The organism is Chitinophaga arvensicola, from assembly GCF_900110835.1.
GTDB classification, from domain to species: domain Bacteria; phylum Bacteroidota; class Bacteroidia; order Chitinophagales; family Chitinophagaceae; genus Chitinophaga; species Chitinophaga arvensicola.
This window is the reverse complement of sequence record NZ_FOJG01000002.1, coordinates 2123514-2142884: the sequence shown is the minus strand read 5'-3', so window position 1 is coordinate 2142884 and position 19371 is coordinate 2123514. Positions and strand designations below refer to the sequence as shown.

Genomic DNA, 19371 nt, shown 5'->3' with positions numbered 1-19371 from the left:
AGAATTTAAGGAGCTTAAAATGAAGGAATGAAAGTTTTATTTGAAACCGCGCGGCTGCAGGTGCGCACCTTAGCCGCCACCGATGATGCGTTTATCCTGGAGTTGCTGAATACGCCTTCCTGGCTGCAGTATATCGGCGATCGCCAGATCCGCACGCTCGCGGATGCACAGCGCTACATCATGAACAACCTGTTACGGCTATACGCAGAACAGGGATATGGCGCCTGGGTGGCAGTGCTGAAAGAAACCGGGAATGCCATCGGTATCTGTGGTCTTTTCAAAAGAAAATATCTTGATCAGCCAGACATAGGCTTTGCCTTTTTACCACAGGCAGAAGGTCTGGGTTATGGATATGAAGCAGCCACCGGCACCGTGGAATATAGCCGGCAAAACTTCCCGTTCCCCGCCTGTTTGCCATTACACAGCCAGATAATCACCGCTCTATACGTTTGCTGAAACGCGCCGGTTTTAACACGCTGGGTACTATCCTCCCTCCGGGAGATGTGGAGGAACTGATCTTGTTCGATATATCGTTAGGGGAGGGCAGAACGCCGCTTACGGTAAGCCAGGATCCTGCTCAGGACCAGGTAGATCAATGAACCCACACACAACACCACCAGTCCGGTTCTGAGCCACGCAGCAGCTGTTACAGATAAACCAATACCTGTACCCAGCGCCACATATGCTGCAAAACAAACCGGACACTTTGGAAGCAGTACCAGGGTGATGCCCGGGATCAGCCATCGCACTCCTTTTACAAAGCGTTGCCGTATAGTAAGCGGACCAGTGGTTTGCGCTGCGGTTGTTTTACGATCGCTGCTGCCCGTTGCAGCGCCGCAGGAACAATTTGTTTTCATGATACGCATATTGATGGTATCGGAATCTTTATTCTTCGGAACAACAGGAACCCGGCGCTTTCTCTTCATGATACCGCCCGGTATCGTCCACATGCCCTTTCGCATCGTATTTGTCGTGATGCCGTACCCATGAGGTTAAATCTCCTGCCGCATTTATTTCATTACGCCCCAGTGGCGCTATGTCCAGGTAATTATAAGTGATCAGCTGCAATTCTCCACCACGGCCATAAGTAGAGTAAGTATGGTAGATGTCGCCCGCCTCGTCTTTATAAAAAACACTCAGTCCCGGCAGATCTTCCACATGTTTGGGTAATCCTTCTGTAATACCATAATTGTAATTCACTTTCCCCTGTTCCAGTTCTTCTGGCCGGAACGATACATGGTAGTCGTAATTGAAATCACTTTCACCGGAGGATACCCATTTAAAATCCCATTCCATCCGTTTACGGAAGGCCTGCAGCACCTCCAGCGGTGCGCGTGATACAACCACCAGCGATACATCGTGATGCTCCAGGTGGGGCAATGCGCCGTTAATGGAATCTGCGGCGAAGGAGCAGCCTACACAACCGATTTTTTCATGAGGACCAAACATAAAATGCTGGATAATCAGCTGACTGCGGCCATCAAACAGGTCTGCCAGGGTCACTTTCCCATCCGGACCATCAAATACATAGTTTTTTTCCACTTTTTCCCAGGGCAAAGCCATCCGTTCCCGGCTCAGCTCATCCCGCATATGTGTATAGGCCTTTTCTTTTTCGAGGAACTTTTTCCTGGCTTCCAGCCATTCTTCAGAAGACACTACAGCGTGTGGGGGACCGGGTTTAACAGCATTATCTTTAAAACCAGTCGTTACAGGAGTACTCATGATTTCAGTTTTTTAATGTACTACAAATCTCCTGTGTTCGCACGACAATCCGCCTGTGCAAATGCGACTTGTTTAGGGGGCATTTGTGCCATCGTGCGGTCCGGGGTTCAGCCTGTTTCCAATGACAGTGGAATTGGTTAACTTCATACTAAATAGTTTACCATGGAAAAGGCCATCATTCATTTAGACGGGAAAGACTATCACATTTTACCCGGTGATAACAACCAGGAAAAGACATATATGGTGCAGATAGATACCCATGAAGTTACCTTCCGGCCAGACGACCAGGGTAAGCTCCAGGCCTCCCACGATCATATTCCCAACGAGTTTCTCTCCCGGCTCGCCCAAAAAATAGAATCGTATTTCTTCTGATTTCTTCCCTAATTTTAGCGTTTTGTAATCAGCAAGTGCTTATGAACAGAGTAATTTATAGCCTGTTGATGCTGTTGGGTATTACTACCATCGCATCTGCACAGGAATTGTACATGCCGCGTAATATCAAACAGGCATATGTAAAGGGAACAAGAGATAAGAGCGGCTTACCCGGTAAGCACTACTGGCAGAATAAAGGATTTTACAACATTCAGCTGGCCGTGAACCCACCCAACCGCAAAGTGACCGGCACCGAAACCATCCGCTATATTAATAACAGCCCGGATGTATTGAAAAGCTTCGTGCTGCGCCTGATCGTGAACCTGCATAAATACCAGGCCCCGCGTTCCGGCTATGTAAGCAAAGACTTTCTCACCGACGGTGTGACCATAGATACCCTGGTGATCAATGGCGTGCCCGTGAAATTCAATAATGATGTAGGCACCCTGGCACATGTGATATTACCAAAGCCGCTGGCGTCGAAAGACAGTCTGCAGCTGCTGATAAACTGGCATTACGACCTCTCCGTGCAAAGCGGCCGGGAAGGCATGCTGGACAGTACCAGCGTGTTCATGGCTTACGCCTATCCCCGCATTTCTGTTTACGACGATTATAACGGCTGGGATGCCCTTGATCATACCGACCGCGTAGAGTTTTACAGTGACTTCAACGATTATGAAGTAGCCGTTACCGTTCCCAAAAACTTTGTAGTTTGGGGCACCGGTGATCTGCAGAATGGGGCAGAAGTGCTGCAACCCGCCATCGCCAAACGTTTACAGCAGTCCTATACGTCGGATCAGGTGATGCATATCGCGAACCTCGATGAAATGAAAGGCAACAAGGTGACCCGTCAGCAGGACTGGAATACCTGGAAATTTAAAGCCACCCATATTGCAGATGTGACGTTCGCTGCCAGCAACCACTATGTATGGGATGCCGCCAGCGTAATTGTTGACAGCAGCACCATGCGCCGCGCCAGCGTACAGGCCGCGTTTAATGACACGGCTACCGATTTCCATCACTCGGTGAGGTTTTCACAGAATGCACTAGGTTGGTTCTCCCACCACTGGCCGGGCGTACCGTATCCTTTCTCTGTGATGACCGCCGTACAGGGTTTTGCAGATATGGAATACCCGATGATGGTGAACGATGGCTCTGCCGGCGATGACCTCAGCTTCGCACAGCTGGTGCAGGACCACGAAATTGCACATACCTATTTCCCGTTTTATATGGGGATCAACGAAAGCCGCTACGCCTTTATGGATGAAGGCTGGGCCACTACGTTTGAGTACCTGATCGGGATTGCGGAAAAAGGAAAGGAAGTAGCGGATAACTTCTACAAGAAATTCAGGGTAACAAAATACATTTTTGATCCTTCTACAGAAGAAGACCAGCCTATTATTTCCATGTCTAACCAGGTAAGTGGTTTGGGCTACAGCAACAACTCCTATGGCAAGGCGTCACTGTCGTATCTTGCTGTAAAAGACCTGCTGGGAGATGCACGCTTCAAAAAATGCCTGCATGCCTACATGGACAACTGGCATGGTAAACATCCGCTGCCCTGGGATTATTTCTATTCCTTCAATACGGCCGCAGGAGAGAACCTGGACTGGTTCTGGAATAACTGGTTCTTCAGCAATAATTATATAGATCTTACGCTGTCGTCTGTAAAAGTAAAAGGTAAAAAAGCCACTTTACAGATCGCCAATACCGGCGGTTTTGCGATTCCTTTTGATGTGATCGTGACTTATACAGATGGTACAACAGGTAGTTTCCACCAGACCCCGGGTATCTGGAAAGCCAATACCAAAGCGGTAACGCTGGATATTACGCTGGCCGGAGACGTGCAGGGAATACAACTGGATGGCAACCTGTTCATGGATGCCAATGCGAAAGATAACAGCTGGACGAAATAAGGACTATTCTTCTTTGAGCAAACCATTTACCCTGGAGTATTCTACCGCTTCTTCGATACTGTTCACCTGGAATTTGCGCAGAATATTCATCCGGTGTGCTTCAATAGTACGGATACTGATGTTCAGGGATTCAGCAATGTCTTTGTTGTTGAGTCCCTGACTGATCATCCGCATGATCTGTTCTTCGCGGCGGGAAAGGGAGATCTCCTGGGCGCCGCCATTGCCCGGTGTTTGTTTGGCATCGAGGTATTTCTTCACAAGAATATCACTCACTTCCCCGATAAAATAATACTTCCCCTGATGAATAGTGCGGATGGCACTGAGGAATATTTTATTGCTGGTATCTTTCAGGATGTAACCACTGGCGCCCATTTCCAGCGCAGCGGCCACGTAATCCGGTTCATCAAAAAGACTAAAAAACAAAATCCTGCCACGGGGATTTTTCTCCAGTAAGAGAATGCTGGTTTCCAATCCGTTCATACCCGGCATCCGGATATCCATGATGATCACGTCCGGTTGTGCGGTGGCCAGTTGTTGCAGGGCATCTTCCCCGCTGCTGGCTTCCCCGGTTACCTCCATATCTGCCTCACTGTTGATCAGCTGTTTAAGGCCGTTCCGGAATATTTCATGATCATCTACTAAAAAAACGCCTATTTTTTTCATTGCTAAAAGGTTATCGCCAACTGTATAATTGCTCCGGTGCCGGGCTTTGAGTTGATCTGAAGCGTTCCGCCCAGTAACTCTGCCCTTTCTTTCATATTGCGGATGCCATTCACTTTCCTGGCCTGTTCCTTTGAGTACAGTTGCTGGCTGTCGAAATGAAAGCCTTTCCCGTTATCGCGGACGGTCAGCTGCAGGAAATGAGGAGTGCCGTCAATATCTATTTCAATGGTATCCGCTTCCGCATGTTTGATAGCATTGTTCAACGCTTCCTGCAAGATACGGTAAACGCCTGTCTTTACTTCTTTGGGTAAGACGGCGGCCGACAAAGTTTCTTCCAGCTGGAAGTCAATCCCCGGCGCCGTTTGCCGGCACAGCTTTATCAGTTCATCGATGGCGGCCCTAAGCCCGAAATCTTCCAGTACACTGGGCAGCAGGTCGGCGCAGATCCGCTTGGTTTCATTGATAATGCTGTACATCATGGTATTTACCATGGCTATTTCGGGATCGTGCTGCATGCTGCGGTCTTCGATCTGTTCCAGTTTCATCCGCAGGCTGGTCAGCATCTGCCCGATGCCATCATGTATTTCAGCGGCCACCCGTTTGCGTTCTTTTTCCTGCCCGTTGATGATGGAATAGGAGCGGATACGCTGTTCCGTTTCCTGGCGCAATAGCTTCTCCTGGTTGGCCAGTTGTACCTGCTCGGTGAGTTTACGGGCCCTTTCTTCGGCATCTACCAGCCCCCGGATAATTTTGCGGATGCGGGTGGATAAAGGATAGAAGATAACGCCGGCTTCCAGCATCAGGGTAAACAGTACCAGGCCCAGTACGATGTATTCAATTTCTTTCAGGTTGCGGATTCTCTCTTTGGAAAACCGGTCGTAATCGAATACGATCAGCTCCATGCCCAGCAGGTACGACTTCTCATATGCAAGAATGGTTTGCACGTAAGGGCGTATATGGGCGGGGTTGAAGGTGCTGTCGCGGTACAATACATCAATCATCTTGCTGGCGGCGGCCCATATTTCCTGGTGTGGGTTCCGGATAATTTCAAACATCTGTTTCAGTTCATCCTGGTCATTGGCGGGGAGGTTGAGGAAGTTGCTGCCTGCCTGCAAACCTTCATGCGATTTCTGCCACTGCTTCAATGTATTGATAAATTCCTTGCGGTTGTCATCGATGTCCCTGCCGGATTCCAGTAACAGCGCCAGTTTGCTGAGGGTCTGGCTGTACGTACGTAATCGCGCGGCAAAGTTGATGACATGCGAATCATTCATCTGATGGTTCAGCGCCTGCTGGATTTTTATCTGGCTGAATACAGAGAGCAGGGCAATGGTGGTCAGCGCCACCGCATAGAGGATGGTGAATATTTTAAATACGCTTCTATCTTCGGATACAGGATGCATAATGATAAAGGTAATTAAAAGGAAAGAGGCTGTACCAGGTAAACTGGTGCCAGCCTTTTGTCCGGATGCTTCACAGCAGCCGTATGCAGCTATTTTTTCGCGTTACACGGAAATATGTTTTTCCAGTTCTGAATGCTTTAATTCTTCTGCAGTGCCATCCATGACCATCTTGCCCCGGTCCATGAAATAGTAGTGGTCCGTAACCTGGTTGGCAAAGTCGATTTTCTGTTCCACCAGCAATACCGATAATCCTTTTTCCTGTACCAGTTGTTGCAGGATGCTGCCGATTTCCTGTGCAATGGAAGGCTGTATGCCTTCTGTAGGTTCGTCCAGCAGCAGGAGGGAGGGCCGGCTTACGAGTGCCCTGGCAATAGATAATTGTTGCTGTTGTCCGCCACTGAGGTTACCGCCTGCACGTTTGCGAAAGTCTTTCAGGATAGGAAACAGCTGGTATATTTCGTCCTCCGGTATTTTTGCTTTGCGGTCGGGATGTGCTTCCAGGCCGAGTTGCAGGTTTTCGTACACCGAGAGTTTCGGGATAATTTCCCGGCCTTGCGGTACGTAAGCAATACCGGCCCGGGCTTTTTTATGCGGGGGCAGGGTGGTTACATTTTCGTTGTTGAAAAGGATGGTGCCATCCTGTGCAGGGAGTAGCCCCATGATGGTTTTTAGCAGGGTGGTTTTACCTACACCATTGCGTCCCATCACGGTGGTAACGGCTCCCTTTTTTACGCTGAGCGTGGTGCCGCGCAGAATGATGCTTTGTCCGTATGCGGCGGAGATATTGTTTACGGTTAATACCGGTGCCTGGAATGTGTGGATCATAATGTTTCAAGTTGAGCGTTAGTACGGCCTAAATAACAATCTATTACCCGCTGGTCGTTCTTTACTTCCGCGAAAGTGCCTTCCATCAATCGTTTGCCGCGAACCAGTACGGTTACCAGTTCGTTGGCTATCTGTTCTACAAATTTCATATCATGTTCAATCACAATGATGCTGTGCGCTTTGGAGAGTTCCAGCAACAGCGCGCCCGTTTTCTCGGTTTCCTCATCAGACATACCTGCGGCGGGTTCATCTATCAGCATCAGCGTAGGGTCCTGTAATACCACGATGGCGATTTCCAGCCATTGCTTTTGTCCGTGCGACAGATCCCCGGCCATTTTGTACATGGCGGTGGTGAGCGATAATTTAGTGGCTACCGCATGGATACGTTCTGCCAGTGCCGGTGTAGCTTTGAAGAAGAGGGAAGAGAAAATATCTTTCTTCATTTTCGCAGCCAGCAGCAGGTTGTCATACACCGTTAAACCGGGGAATACAGAAGGCTTCTGGAACTTCCTGCCGATGCCGGCTTCGGCGATCTTTACTTCTGTTTTCCCAAGGATAGGTTTTCCGTTGAAAGTGATTTCCCCCTTGTCTGCTTTTGTTTTTCCGCAGATGATATCCAGGAAGGTGGACTTGCCCGCCCCGTTGGGACCAATGATGACACGTAATTCTTTATCGCGCAAACTGAAATGGTCCAGGTTCAGGGCGTGTACACCTCCAAAGGATACCGACAGGTTATTGACGTTGAGTAGCATATCAGAGGGTCGTTTGAGGCGTTTTGAATCGGGTGTTGGCAAGCCGTTGCCGGATACTTTCTACCAGTCCCATAAATCCTTTATCGAAATACAATACCGTGATCACAAAGAGGAAGCCCAGGATAAACAGCCAGGAGTCGGGGAATAAACTGGTGCAGATGCTGTAAAGGAAATTTACGAGCAAAGCACCCAGCACAGCGCCTTTCAGGTTGCCGCGTCCACCGAGGGCTACCCACATCACCATTTCTACGGAGGCTTTCACATCCATGCGTCCGGGAGTGATGATACCGGTTTGAGGCAGGTACAGCATACCTCCCACGGCGGCTAACAGTGCCGCCACTACGAAAACCGCCAGCTTGTAATCTACCACCTTGTAGGCGGCATAACTGATGCGGGATTCGCTGTCGCGGATCGCCTGCAGTACTTTCCCGAATTTGGAATGCGTGATATAGTAACAGGCAAAGTAGGCCGCGCAGAGCACCGCAAAGGAGATCATGTAGAGTCCTAGTTTTACGGAAGATGACGACAGGTTATAACCCAGGATGGTGTTGAAATCTGTGAGCCCGTTGGTACCTCCCAGGTTGGTTTCATTTCTCAGGAAAATGAGCCACATGGCCAGCGTGAGCGCCTGGGTAATGATGGCCATGTATACGCCTTTGATCCGGCTCCGGAACAATACAAAACCCACTACAAAGGCAAACAGTGCGGGAATCAGCAAACAGAGTACCAGGGACCAGCCGAAAGAATGAAAGGGTTGCCAGAAGAAGGGCAGTGTTTCTATTTTATTCCAGGCCATAAAATCGGGCAGCACCGCACCTGCGGCTACCGTTTTTTTCAGCAGCAGGTGCATGGCAATACCATAACTGCCGAGGCAGAAAAAGAAGGCCTGGCACATCGACAGAATGCCGGTGTATCCCCAGATGAGATCAATGCCCAGCGCGGCGATGGCAAAGCAGAAATAGCGTCCCCATACAGAAATGGTGTTCACTGATAAGAAGCCGGAGAGATAACCTGCCGGCAGCAGGATCGCGAAGAACGCGATGAATAATATATAATACAGTGGATTTGTTTTCGTTCTCATATGCCTGGTTTTTAATCTTCCGCAATGCGGCCTTTGTCTGGAAATAAGCCTTTGGGTTTATACTGCATAAACAGCATGATAAACACCAGGATAAATACTTTGCCGTATACCGCCTGGAAAAAGGATTCTGATATTTTCGTGAAGAAGCCGATGCCCAGTCCCGAAAAGATGGTACCAGCCAGTTTTCCCACGCCTCCTGTTACTACCACCAGGAACGAATCCACGATATAGGTTTGTCCCATATCGGGTACCACGTTCCCGATCAGCGTAATGGCGCAACCGGCCAGTCCGGCCAGCCCGGAGCCGATAAAGAAGGTAATGGCTGCCACGCGCCTGGTTTCAATACCGAGGCAGGCGCTCATCTGCCGGTTCTGTGTAACGGCGCGGATCTGCAGGCCTAATCTGCTCCGGTATAACATCAGGTAAGTAAACAGCACCATCAGCAGTGTCAGCACAATGATAAAGATGCGGTTGTAAGGCAAGGTCAGGTGCGGCGATACCTGCCAGCCACCTGATAACAGCTGTGGTGTTTTTACGGCCGTGAGGTCGCCGAACAGCAGGCGGGCGGTCTGGATCAATATCAGGCTCACGCCCCAGGTAGCCAGCAGGCTTTCCAGTGGCTTCGCATAGAGGTGACGGATCACCAGTCTTTCCAGCACCAGGCCCATGGCGCCGGCTACTACAAAAGAGATGGGCAGGGCTGCCAGGAAAAAGAGATCTGTTTGGGGAATGCCCAGTACGTTGGTAAAAAGCAGTTGTGTGCAATAAGTGGTGTAGGCGCCTATCATCAGGAATTCACCGTGCGCCATGTTGATGATGCCGGCCAATCCGTATACGATAGAAAGCCCGAGTGCAATCAGGATCAGGATGCTGCCCAGGCTTAACCCGCTGAAGAAGTTCTGTACCCGCTGGAGCTGGTCGTAACGTTTCTCGAGGCTTACCGCTTTGGCGGCTGCATAGGAGGCTACCTCCTTATCAAAAGCGTTGTTTTTTGCGTAGTTCCGTAATAATACCGGAGCGTTGTCGCTCCAGTTATCACCGATGCTGTCGATATATGCTTTGGCGTTAGTAGCGTTGCCGGCGCTGTAAAGACGGGCGGCATACAGTACATCTTTGCCGGTGCGCAGGGCGTCGGCATTGGATTCTTTTGCCAGTGCTGCCTGGAGGATGCGCAGGGTGGCGGTGTCGCCGGTGTTTTTCAGCTGACTGTAAGCTAGGATGCGTTTTTGTGCGTCATTGCTGAAGAGGTTCAGCAAAGGCGCGATGTCGGCCAGTTGCAGGCGGTCGCCCCGGGGGATGTCTACCGTCTGCAAGGCAGACAAAGGTAACAGCAGCGGTTGCCCGCTGCTGTTGGTGAGTAATTTATTATCGGGATAAAGGGTATAGAGCCGGTAAGTTCCTTCTCCGGTGGGTTTGGCGTCGATGGTCACCGCTTTGTGGTCCAGCAGGTACAGCTTTTTGTCGTTGATCGCCATCAGCAGGGGGAAGGTGGCCGGTATCCGGAGAGCGGCCAGTCTGCCTATTGCCTGTGTCCTTACGGAATCGTGCGATGGTGACAGTACCTGTGTGGTATAGATCGTGGCGCTGTCCTGGGCGGCGGCTACCTGTTGGAGCAGCAGCAGGGTGCAGAGCAGTAACAGGCCGGCCATGGCTTTTGCAGCATGTGTGTACCTGTTTTGCAGCAGCTCCCTGGCGGGCGGTATGCCGGTTTGTTTCCCGTTTGTGCCGGACCCCACTTGTTGGAATGATAAGGAAATTTTCATTGCGTCATATTTGATAAGTTGGAAATAGCCTGTCTGTCTGATCTTCGGCGTACTTACTTTTTGGCGTAGGTGCCGTTATGATTCACCCAGTCGCAATCTTTATCGGGAGAAGTGAGTGGCGACCACGGTTGTGGGTCTACCAGTCCTTCTGATTTCCAGATGATATCAAACTGGCCGTCTGGTTTGATTTCGCCGATCACTACCGGTTTGGCCAAGTGATGATTTCTCGGATCCATTTTTACGAGACCGTCAGGGGAAGTGAAATCCAGGCTGTAGAGGGCGTTGCGTACTTTGGATACTTCGAAGGAGCCTGCTTTTTCTGCTGCTTTAGCCCAGAGGTATACACCGGTGTAGGCCCAGCAGATAGGATCGTCGGTTACTCTTTTATCGCCGCCGGGTAATCCTTTTTTGGCGCAGAAGGCTTTGAAGTCGGCCACGAATTTTTTGTTTTCGGGCAGGTCGTTCGACTGAAAGTAGTTCCATGCAGCGAGGTGTCCTACCAGGAATTCGGTATCCATGGAGCGGAGTTCATCTTCTGCCACAGAAAAGGCCATGATGGGGCAGGTAGCAGACGAGAGGCCCTGGTTGGCGAACTCTTTATAGAAAGGCACGTTGGAGTCGCCGTTGATGGTCGACAGGATGCAGGCTTTACCATCTGCTGCAAAGCGTTTTACCTTGGAGATGATGGTCTGGTAATCCTGGTGATGGAAAGGGGTGTATTCCTCTATGATATTTTCTTTAGGAATGCCTTTGGAGAGCAGGTATGCTTTCAGGATTTTATTGGCGGTACGGGGAAATACATAATCTGTTCCCAGCAGGTAGAATTTTTTATAGCCGCCGCCTTTTTCGCTCATCAGGTATTCGGCTGCCGGAATGAGTTGCTGGTTGGGGGTGGCGCCGGTATAGATCACACTGTTGGAGCATTCTTCTCCTTCATATTGTACCGGATAAAACAGGAGGCCGTTGTTTTGTTCAAATACGGGGAGTACTGATTTGCGGGATACGGAAGTCCAGCAGCCAAATACAGCAGATACTTTTTTATCGATGAGGAGTTCTTTTGCTTTTTCTGCAAACAGGTCCCAGTCGGACGCCGGATCTACAATCACCGGTTCTATCTGTTTGCCGAGTACGCCGCCTTTGGCATTGATTTCATCTACGGCCATTTGCACGGCATCTCTCAGGGATACTTCTGAGATGGCCATGGTGCCGCTGAGGGAGTGGAGTACGCCAATTTTAACGGTTTCTTTGGTAGTGGCAGAGTCGCTGGCGCCGGCTTTTTTAGCGCTGCTGTTGTTACAGGAAGAAAAGAGTGCCGATGCGCCCAGGAGTAGTATGGGTAAGTGTTTCAGGAAAGCGTTTCTCATGTGTCGTATTATTTTTATAAAGAGATGAATGAATGCTTGTGTGTTTTTAGAAAATGAAGAACTGCGCCTGGAGCCATAGCTGACCGAATGTCTTTTTCGTGTATTCGTCGGCGGTAGCAGTGGCTACGTTGTAGGTACGGGTGGTATAGGAGAGGCGCAGGTTAGTGCCGGTGCCATTGAAGAAGTAGTTTAATCCTCCGCCCATGACACTGCTGGAATTATTTTTATCGAAATTGACAGGTTTTACGGCGCCGGCTTGTTCAGCGGAGGCGCTTACATCCTGGTTTTCGTAGCGGATCCAGGGTTGCAGTTTCGTTTTTTTGAAGTAGTAGCCGAGTTCCAGGAACTGAACGGTTTGTTTAGGGATGAGGGTGGCAAAGGAGTATTTGGAATCGATGTTGGTGCCACCGGTCATGTACTGGAAGGCGGCATTAACGGTGATGGAGCCGGCGTTGCCCAGCGGGTGATCAAAGAACACATCGGTGCTGAGGTTGTAATAGTTGGCCTGTGCATCGAAGCCGGCAGCCCATGCCAGTGTTTTGCCGTTGCCCAGTTTGGTGCCGGCGTAGTAATAATCTTTTTCCGCATCCAGGAAGTTATAGGCCACGCGGCCTACGGTACGGAGCGGGGCGCCACCATCCACATTGCGGCCGGTAAATACGCCGAGCCGGTATTCCAGTTTATCGTTTGCAAGAAATCCGCGTGCGTTGATCCCAAGATCGCGGCCAAAATTTCCCTGCAGCGGACTGTTGGCAAACAGGTTATAAGGGTACTGGAAGTAGGTGAAGTCGTTGGCCATTAATCCGGCAGCGCCCTGTAATCCGTTGCGGTTGTTGGAAACCAGCTGCATGCCGGCTACCAGTTGGAAGGCGTTGGTGAAAGTATATTCCAGTTGTGCATCCAGGATGATGGGCGATACTTTTACATTCTTCTCCCCATTGGATTGTATACCTATAGGTGAAGGAATTTCCGTTTCCATAAAGAAGCTGGCTTTCTTTGTCAGTTGACCGCCTACGAGTACCCTGGCCCTGTAAACGGAAAAGCCCTTGTTCCAGTCTTTCGCCGTTTTATCGTTGCCGGGTGCACCAAACCCTGTTTGTTCACCGGAGGCGAACATATGTACAATGGCGCCTACCTGGATGGAGGGTTTGAAAGGTACCTCTATGGCCGCTGCAAGAGGGGCTATTGTTTTTGCGCTGTCGTTGCTGTTGTTAAGGGAGGCAGGGAGTTCAATGAGGTAGCTACCTCTCTTTTTCTTTTTAGGGGGATCATTTTCGGCTTTTGCAATAAATGAAAAAGTGGCAAGGAGGCAGATAAAGGTGACTGACAATTTCATAAAATAAGTAATTAAAAATGAGATAATGTACTTAAGTACTTTTTTGGTTGATCGATCAGTATACTTAAGTATAAAAGTAGAAGATTAATTTACTTAATTCATTTATTTTTTGATAAAATGATCAAAATTCATGTGAAGTGTTGATAATAAATGTACATATATTTTATTTTAATGTGTTTTGATGAAAGTGGCTTTATTTAATTTAAATAATTTATAATCAATGTATTTAGATAGTTAATTGATGTGTTTTAGAGGAAAAAATAAAATGATACTATCTTTTAATTATTCATATTATATATAATTAAATATAAATATTCTCCTCTAAGAAGAACAATAGCGTAACAGGGGATTTTTCAAGGTCCGGAATGCGCCACTATAGCGGCTATTAGGAGGTAAGCCCTATTATAGCCCTATCTCCCCCCTATGCAAGCGCCCTATAAACTCCTCCTATTAGGTAAGGCTTATCTATGGCTGGTTTCAGGGGATGAGCCGGCGAATGGAGCAGTGGAAATAACTGCATGAACAGGTATCACCTGCAATAGGAGCACATTAAGTAATAAATGACTGGGAACATGGCTTTCACATCTCCCGGGGGTGGGGAGTTGCTTTTATAAGAGATGGAATAGTGCTTTTTTATCTCCCGGAGGGAAAATACGCGCAAGCCTCCGGCAGGGCGGTCGCATTCCTACCGCCACATGACTGTGTCTGTTTGCCTTAGCGTTTCAGCCAACCCGTAATACTCATCCTGGGTTTGTTGGTCAGCTGTACTTCGTGTTCCAGCTCGCTGCTTTTAAAAAATACCGTTTTACCACTGATGGGATCTACCTGCTGGGCATCGCCATTGGCGTGGTAAATAGACAGTTGGCCGCCATCGGCAGGAAGCCAGTCCGTATTCAGATAGATGATCATGGAATACTGCCGGCTGTCGTTGTTACGGAACTGGTCCAGGTGTTTTTTGTAGAAGCTGCCGGTCTCGTACAGGGTATAATGGAACTCATACCCGGTGATGCCCGTGTAGCACGACCTGTTCAGGTACAATACGAAGGCATCCATCACATCAAAGAAAGCATTTTCATGCGCATTGTTGTGTTTCCTGTCGAGCCAGTAGATGACGTCGCCACGCACCGCCTTATCATGGCTGATAGCTTGTTGGTTGCCGGTGCCTGCCGCCAGCATGCTTTTTTCTGAATGGAGATGTAACAGATTTTCTTTTAAGTCGTTGGAAAGCTGACTGCTTAAAAAATTTGCTGAAATACCTACTTTGCTTTCAATGAAGCTGTTGATTAACGTATCAAAGGTCTGTTGCAAAAGGGGGGTGCTTATAAGGACAGCATTATCCTCATTCCGGTGAAGGTAGCTGGAATAAAAAGATTTTTCGTTTATATTTTCCGGGTGTCGGTGTCATCAAAGTGTTTTTATATCTTACTATCATATTATGCTCAAAACCGTGTGTGCATTCCCGTTAATGACATTTATTGTATGATCAGATTTATTAAATTTTTGCCGGCCCTGCTATTATCCGGTCATGCTTTCTGTACATCGGCACAGTCGCCCCGCTGGGCACTGGCTGCAGACGGTGGTATTCAATGGAACGTAAAGGGCAATGCTGCGCATACCGATCACATAGAAATGAGCGGTAAGCAGTTGTCTGGTATTATCACTTATGGAACAGATAGTGTGCAGCAGCTGCTGGTAAAAAAGCAACTGGTGTTTCCGATGTTGCGTACCATTCCCAATAACACACATGCCAGTCTGAAAGCGGATTTCGATGGTAGTGAGCTGCCAGCGGTTACCGTTGATGGGGCTTTGCTCCGTACCATTCCGGTGAGCTTTTATCTCAAAGGTATTTTACGGATTCAATCCCGCAGTAACACCGGGCTAACGGTAACGGATATATTATTTCCGTCGGTCGATAAAGCAGCGTTTATCCAGCAGCGTGAGTTGTTGAATAATGGTACCCGCGAGTGCACTGTGCAGATCGACAGTATAGTAAAGGAGCAGCATACTCCGGCCGATAAAGGCGTGTATGGGGAATACATTATTCGTTCGGCCGTAAGCGGTGTGGGCAGGGTAGTGTTAAAACCGGGAGAGAAACATACACTGACGGTTATTTATACCGCCCGGAAAATAAGTACGCCCGATTATCACTATTCGCCGGCGTATGAACTGGGAAGAAGAACAGCTTTTGTGCAGGAGCTGATGCAGCACCTGGTGCTGGAAACACCTAACGATACCATTAACCGGGGTTTTGCTTTTGCCAAGATCCGCGCTACGGAAAGCATTTATGATACGAAAGGAGGGTTGCTGCATGGTCCGGGTGGTGGCGCCTACTATGCGGCGGTGTGGGCCAACGACCAGGCAGAATATGCCAATCCTTTTTTCCCTTTCCTGGGCAATCTGAATGGCAATGAATCTGCAGTGAACAGTTTCCGGTTGTTTGCCGGATATATGAATGCGGCCTACAAGCCTATTCCCAGCTCTGTGATCGCTGAGGGAGATGGTTACTGGAACGGTGCCGGCGATCGCGGCGATCAGGCCATGATTGCTTATGGGGCGGCACGTTTTGCACTGGCTTCCGGCGATACTGCGCTGGCGCGGCAGTTGTATCCGTTAATCCGCTGGTGCCTGGAATACCTGGAATTGCACAAAAGGCCAGACGGCATTATCACCTCTGATGCAGATGAGCTGGAAAACCGCTTCCCTGCGGGTAAAGCGAACCTGAGTACCAATGCACTGGCATATGGGGCGTATCAGAGTGCTGCTCACCTGGCCACTGCACTGGGCGATCGTGAAGCTGCGATGCTGTATAAAAAGCAGTCGGCACGCCTGGCGAACGATATTGAAACATTTTTCGGGCATAACGTACAGGGATTTGATACCTATCGTTATTATGAAGAAAATACGATCCTGCGTTCGTGGATCTGTTTACCGTTGGTGATGGGTATTGATCAGCGGAAAGCCGCCACGATGAAAGCTTTGTTATCGCCTTATCTCTGGAGCAGTAATGGCATTCTTACAGCGGCAGGAGATCATACTTTCTGGGACCGGTCTACCCTGTATGCTTTCCGGGGCTTATTCTTTGCGGGGGCAACAGATACCACCTTGAAATACCTGGCCTATTATACGCGTCAGCGGCTGCTGGGTGAGCATGTGCCATACCCTGTGGAAGCGTGGCCGGAGGGCGATCAGCGGCATTTATCGGCTGAAAGTGCGCTTTATTGCCGGGTCATTACAGAAGGTCTTTTTGGAATAGTGCCTACCGGATTACGCAGTTTTGATATGTCGCCCCGTTTGCCGGCAGACTGGAATACCATGGCATTGCGGCATGTGATGGCCTTTGGGGCGGATATGGATATACAGGTAACGCGGGCCGGTAAGCAGTTTAAGGTAGTCGTAACCAATAAAGGGAGGGTGGTGCAATCGAAAAACTGGGATGGAACTGCTGTGGTCCGCGTTGTATTACCGGGTTAAAAAACGGCGAAGGCCTGCGCCTTCGCCGCTGAGAGCCGTTAGTGCTGTGCGATCCAATCTGCTATAAATGCTGCATCTTCCTGCCAGGAAGGTTGTCCGATGACAAAGTGATTTCTGCCGGGGAACACTTTCCAGGTAGTGACAGATCCGTTGTTTTGCGGATACTTTTTGTAATTGGCGTAATTGACTGCCTGCGGCATGATGTTGTCTTTATCGCCTGCGAGTATCAGCAGTGGCACGTGTGGTTTTTTGAAATCCACTTTGGCGGCGCTGCTTAGTCCATCCCGCGATACGTGTTTGGATTCCGGGATACAATTAGCATCATAAGCGGCTTTTTGCTCTTCCAGCGGCATGCCGTTGGTGAAGGCATATTGCCATTGCTCAAAAGACATCATAAATGTTTTCCTGACATCGGTGAAGAATCCCAGTGGTCCCCAGGTGGCTTTATAAAAGGAAAAGCTGAGTGGGATGATACCTTGGGGAGGAACGGAATGGATGGCGGCACCGGCTGCAGCGAGGCCCCGGTTTACAAACAATTGTGTAAGTAAGCCTCCATAGGAGTGTCCGATGAGGATGGGTTTTTCGGGCAGCTTTTTAATGAAATCGGAGAAATGATCAATAAGCTGAGTGAGTCTGATGGAAGCGATATCTGCATCGGGGTGGCGGCTTCTCAGTACTGCGGCCGGGGCGTCTTTAAATGGCCAGGCTGGTGCATGGGTGGTGTAACCTTTGCTTTCGAAGAAAGCTTTCCAGTTATCCCAGCCGCTGGTATCAACGAAGCAGCCTGTGAGAAATACGATCGTTTTCGATTGAATAGTACTCATTGTGTCTGAATTTATAGTAAGAGATTCTTTCCGTATTGATTACCTCACATAATTCCGACACTTCCGTCTTAAAAAAACAGATATTCCCGGTGGGTAGCCTTGGTGCTGACTATCACTGTTTCCGGATAGGAAACAAAACGCACTGTTCTGTTGATGGTTGCTGTAAATGTTTGCTCAGGTATAGTTTGGTGAGATGATTAATGGGGATGTATCACAAACCGGTATCCACCATAGGTCGACTGGTTTAGTCTATCCTAAGATACTACTAATTCAGCAGAATTTATCAGGGACGCGCTTAAATATCCGTCATCCTTTTTACATTTGGAGCATGAACTTACTCGGTAATATCATCTGGCTCATCTTTGGAGGTTTTCTCACTTTTGTACAGTATATGGTCAGCGGCTTCCTGCTTTGCCTGACGATCATCGGAATTCCTTTTGGCTTTCAGTGCTTTAAGATCGGTTTCTTCGCTTTGTTGCCGTTCGGTCGCCATGTGAGGGAGGTACCGGGGCAAACAGGTTGTTTGTCAACCATCTTCAACATTATCTGGATATTTATCGGCGGTATCTGGATTGCGCTCACCCATCTGGTATTTGGCTTATTGCTCACTATCACGATTATAGGTATTCCCTGGGGCAGGCAGCATTTCAAGTTGATGAGTCTCAGTTTTACGCCATTCGGCAAGGAGATTTACTAACGGCTGTGTGTGTCGCGGTTGGCATGACTATTGGATTTCTATTTCCGGACTAAAAACTGAAATATGAAAAAGATATTATTTGCCGCAGCAGCTGTGGGTACCGCAGCATCCCTGGTGATCTTATATCTCAGAAAGCGTCAACAGGGGGAGGATTTAATCGATGATGCGAAAGATGCCGTAAAGAAATCTACCGGCACCATGCGTAAATATATGCGCAAAGCACAGGCGGAAGCCAATGGAATATACAGTAATGCTATGGGATAAAAGCCCCCACACCTTTTTAAGAAGCGCGTCCGGTCTCCGGGCGCGCTTCTTTTTATCCAGTTGTAAAAGAATTTGCCTCATATCCCCGGAAAATACTAAGTTTAGGGCATATTTACGCTCACTACATATCTCCTCCCGATTGCCAAAAATCGGTCATCCCTGAAAGGGAACAGGGTTTCCTTTCTCTGATATTTCCACTTTATTTTTCTTTTTAATCCGCTTTTTACATGTCATCAATATCCAATAAGGCCATTGTATTGGCCGCATTCAAGCACCTCATCGGGGAGCGTAATACCGATGTAATAGATACTTATCTCCATGATCACTACCGGCAGCACAGTCCTATGGTAAAAGACGGCAAAGCCGGGCTGCTGGAGGCGCTGGCCTACCTGAAGCAGCAACCGCTGCCTGCGGAGCGTAAATCGCCTGTAGTGCGGACCCTTGCAGATGGCGATTTTGTAATGCTGCACATGGATGTAGCATTTATGGGCAAAAGTGTGGCCGTTGTGGATCTTTATCGCCTCGAAGAGGGGAAGTTAGCAGAGCACTGGGATGCTACAGAGGCGCAGCCGGAATATACCGGTACGGTAACCATGACCAATGGTGCTTCGGAAATTACAGACCTGGAGTATACGGCTACTAATAAGTTGCTGGTGGAGCATTTTTTCCGTTCGCCTGATAATGCCTTCCTGGCGCCGGATTATCTTTCACATACGCCCGGAGCTTCTGGTCTGGAGCATTTGCCGGTGCAGATCCACCGTGTTTTGGGCGAAGGAAACTTTGTGCTGGTGCAATCTACCAAAGAGGGGAGTGTGTACTACGATATCTGCCGGTTGCAGGATGGACTGCTCGCCGAACATTGGCGTGTAACACAGGTCATACCCGCCACGATGCCGCATCGTAACGGGATGATATAAT

The 19371-nt window shown here is 48.9% G+C and carries 19 protein-coding genes; 7 read left to right on the top strand and 12 right to left on the bottom strand.

What is annotated here, in order from left to right:
* Positions 1-27: 27 nt before the first annotated feature.
* The gene (locus BMW79_RS26030) at positions 28-456 is read left to right on the top strand and encodes a GNAT family N-acetyltransferase (protein ID WP_089900019.1); all 429 of its coding nucleotides are present in this window, start codon (positions 28-30) and stop codon (positions 454-456) included.
* Between the two features lie 77 nt (positions 457-533).
* On the opposite strand, the gene BMW79_RS26025 is transcribed toward BMW79_RS26030, so the two are convergent.
* Together BMW79_RS26025 and BMW79_RS26020 are read right to left on the bottom strand one after the other, a co-directional pair.
* Positions 534-857 carry a hypothetical protein gene (locus BMW79_RS26025; RefSeq protein ID WP_143059272.1) on the bottom strand — a complete coding sequence of 108 codons (324 nt, stop codon included), beginning with the start codon at positions 855-857 and terminating at the stop codon, positions 534-536.
* Between the two features lie 28 nt (positions 858-885).
* Positions 886-1722 (bottom strand): DUF899 domain-containing protein, encoded by an 837-nt coding sequence (locus tag BMW79_RS26020; RefSeq protein ID WP_089900013.1) that lies wholly within the window; start codon positions 1720-1722, stop codon positions 886-888.
* Between the two features lie 162 nt (positions 1723-1884).
* Between BMW79_RS26020 and BMW79_RS26015 the strand changes: the two genes are divergently transcribed.
* Together BMW79_RS26015 and BMW79_RS26010 are read left to right on the top strand one after the other, a co-directional pair.
* The gene (locus BMW79_RS26015; RefSeq protein WP_089900010.1) at positions 1885-2094 is read left to right on the top strand and encodes a hypothetical protein; all 210 of its coding nucleotides are present in this window, start codon (positions 1885-1887) and stop codon (positions 2092-2094) included.
* Positions 2095-2135: 41 nt separating this feature from the next.
* A complete protein-coding gene (locus tag BMW79_RS26010) occupies positions 2136-4010 on the top strand; it encodes a M1 family metallopeptidase (RefSeq protein WP_089900007.1) in 1875 nt (624 codons plus the stop codon).
* Between the two features lie 3 nt (positions 4011-4013).
* Here BMW79_RS26010 and BMW79_RS26005 read toward each other — a convergent pair whose 3' ends face one another.
* The 9 genes from BMW79_RS26005 to BMW79_RS25965 form a co-directional block, all read right to left on the bottom strand.
* Positions 4014-4673, bottom strand: coding sequence for a response regulator transcription factor (locus BMW79_RS26005; protein WP_089900004.1), 660 nt, complete (start codon positions 4671-4673; stop codon positions 4014-4016).
* Positions 4674-4675: 2 nt separating this feature from the next.
* Positions 4676-6076: a sensor histidine kinase gene (locus tag BMW79_RS26000; RefSeq protein ID WP_089900002.1), complete on the bottom strand. Its 1401-nt coding sequence runs from the start codon at positions 6074-6076 to the stop codon at positions 4676-4678.
* Positions 6077-6178: 102 nt separating this feature from the next.
* Positions 6179-6901, bottom strand: a complete 723-nt coding sequence (urtE, locus tag BMW79_RS25995) for an urea ABC transporter ATP-binding subunit UrtE (protein ID WP_089899999.1) — start codon at positions 6899-6901, stop codon at positions 6179-6181.
* Entirely contained in the window at positions 6898-7653 is a 756-nt protein-coding gene (gene urtD, locus BMW79_RS25990) for an urea ABC transporter ATP-binding protein UrtD (RefSeq protein WP_089899996.1), read from the bottom strand. Before urtD ends, urtE begins: the two co-directional genes overlap by 4 nt.
* 1 nt (position 7654) lies before the next feature.
* On the bottom strand, positions 7655-8734 hold the full coding sequence (gene urtC, locus BMW79_RS25985; RefSeq protein WP_089899994.1) for an urea ABC transporter permease subunit UrtC: 1080 nt from the start codon (positions 8732-8734) through the stop codon (positions 7655-7657).
* Positions 8735-8745: 11 nt separating this feature from the next.
* Complete coding sequence (urtB, locus tag BMW79_RS25980; protein ID WP_218150446.1) at positions 8746-10497, bottom strand: urea ABC transporter permease subunit UrtB; 1752 nt, start codon at positions 10495-10497, stop codon at positions 8746-8748.
* Between the two features lie 53 nt (positions 10498-10550).
* Positions 10551-11861 carry an urea ABC transporter substrate-binding protein gene (gene urtA / locus BMW79_RS25975; RefSeq protein ID WP_089899991.1) on the bottom strand — a complete coding sequence of 437 codons (1311 nt, stop codon included), beginning with the start codon at positions 11859-11861 and terminating at the stop codon, positions 10551-10553.
* A 46-nt stretch (positions 11862-11907) separates the two neighbouring features.
* Entirely contained in the window at positions 11908-13197 is a 1290-nt protein-coding gene (locus tag BMW79_RS25970) for a porin family protein (RefSeq protein WP_089899988.1), read from the bottom strand.
* Between the two features lie 714 nt (positions 13198-13911).
* On the bottom strand, positions 13912-14505 hold the full coding sequence (locus BMW79_RS25965) for a 2OG-Fe(II) oxygenase (protein WP_089899984.1): 594 nt from the start codon (positions 14503-14505) through the stop codon (positions 13912-13914).
* A 171-nt stretch (positions 14506-14676) separates the two neighbouring features.
* Here BMW79_RS25965 and BMW79_RS25960 point away from each other — a divergent pair, with 171 nt between their 5' ends.
* Entirely contained in the window at positions 14677-16668 is a 1992-nt protein-coding gene (locus BMW79_RS25960) for a glucosidase family protein (RefSeq protein ID WP_089899981.1), read from the top strand.
* Positions 16669-16706: 38 nt separating this feature from the next.
* Here BMW79_RS25960 and BMW79_RS25955 read toward each other — a convergent pair whose 3' ends face one another.
* Positions 16707-17492, bottom strand: coding sequence for an alpha/beta hydrolase (locus BMW79_RS25955; RefSeq protein WP_089899978.1), 786 nt, complete (start codon positions 17490-17492; stop codon positions 16707-16709).
* A 328-nt stretch (positions 17493-17820) separates the two neighbouring features.
* Here BMW79_RS25955 and BMW79_RS25950 point away from each other — a divergent pair, with 328 nt between their 5' ends.
* The 3 genes from BMW79_RS25950 (at position 17821) to BMW79_RS25940 (ending at position 19370) form a co-directional block, all read left to right on the top strand.
* Positions 17821-18189, top strand: coding sequence for a YccF domain-containing protein (locus BMW79_RS25950; protein ID WP_089899974.1), 369 nt, complete (start codon positions 17821-17823; stop codon positions 18187-18189).
* Between the two features lie 63 nt (positions 18190-18252).
* Entirely contained in the window at positions 18253-18453 is a 201-nt protein-coding gene (locus BMW79_RS25945; RefSeq protein ID WP_089899971.1) for a hypothetical protein, read from the top strand.
* A gap of 227 nt (positions 18454-18680) precedes the next feature.
* Complete coding sequence (locus tag BMW79_RS25940; RefSeq protein WP_089899968.1) at positions 18681-19370, top strand: nuclear transport factor 2 family protein; 690 nt, start codon at positions 18681-18683, stop codon at positions 19368-19370.
* Position 19371 lies beyond the last annotated feature (1 nt).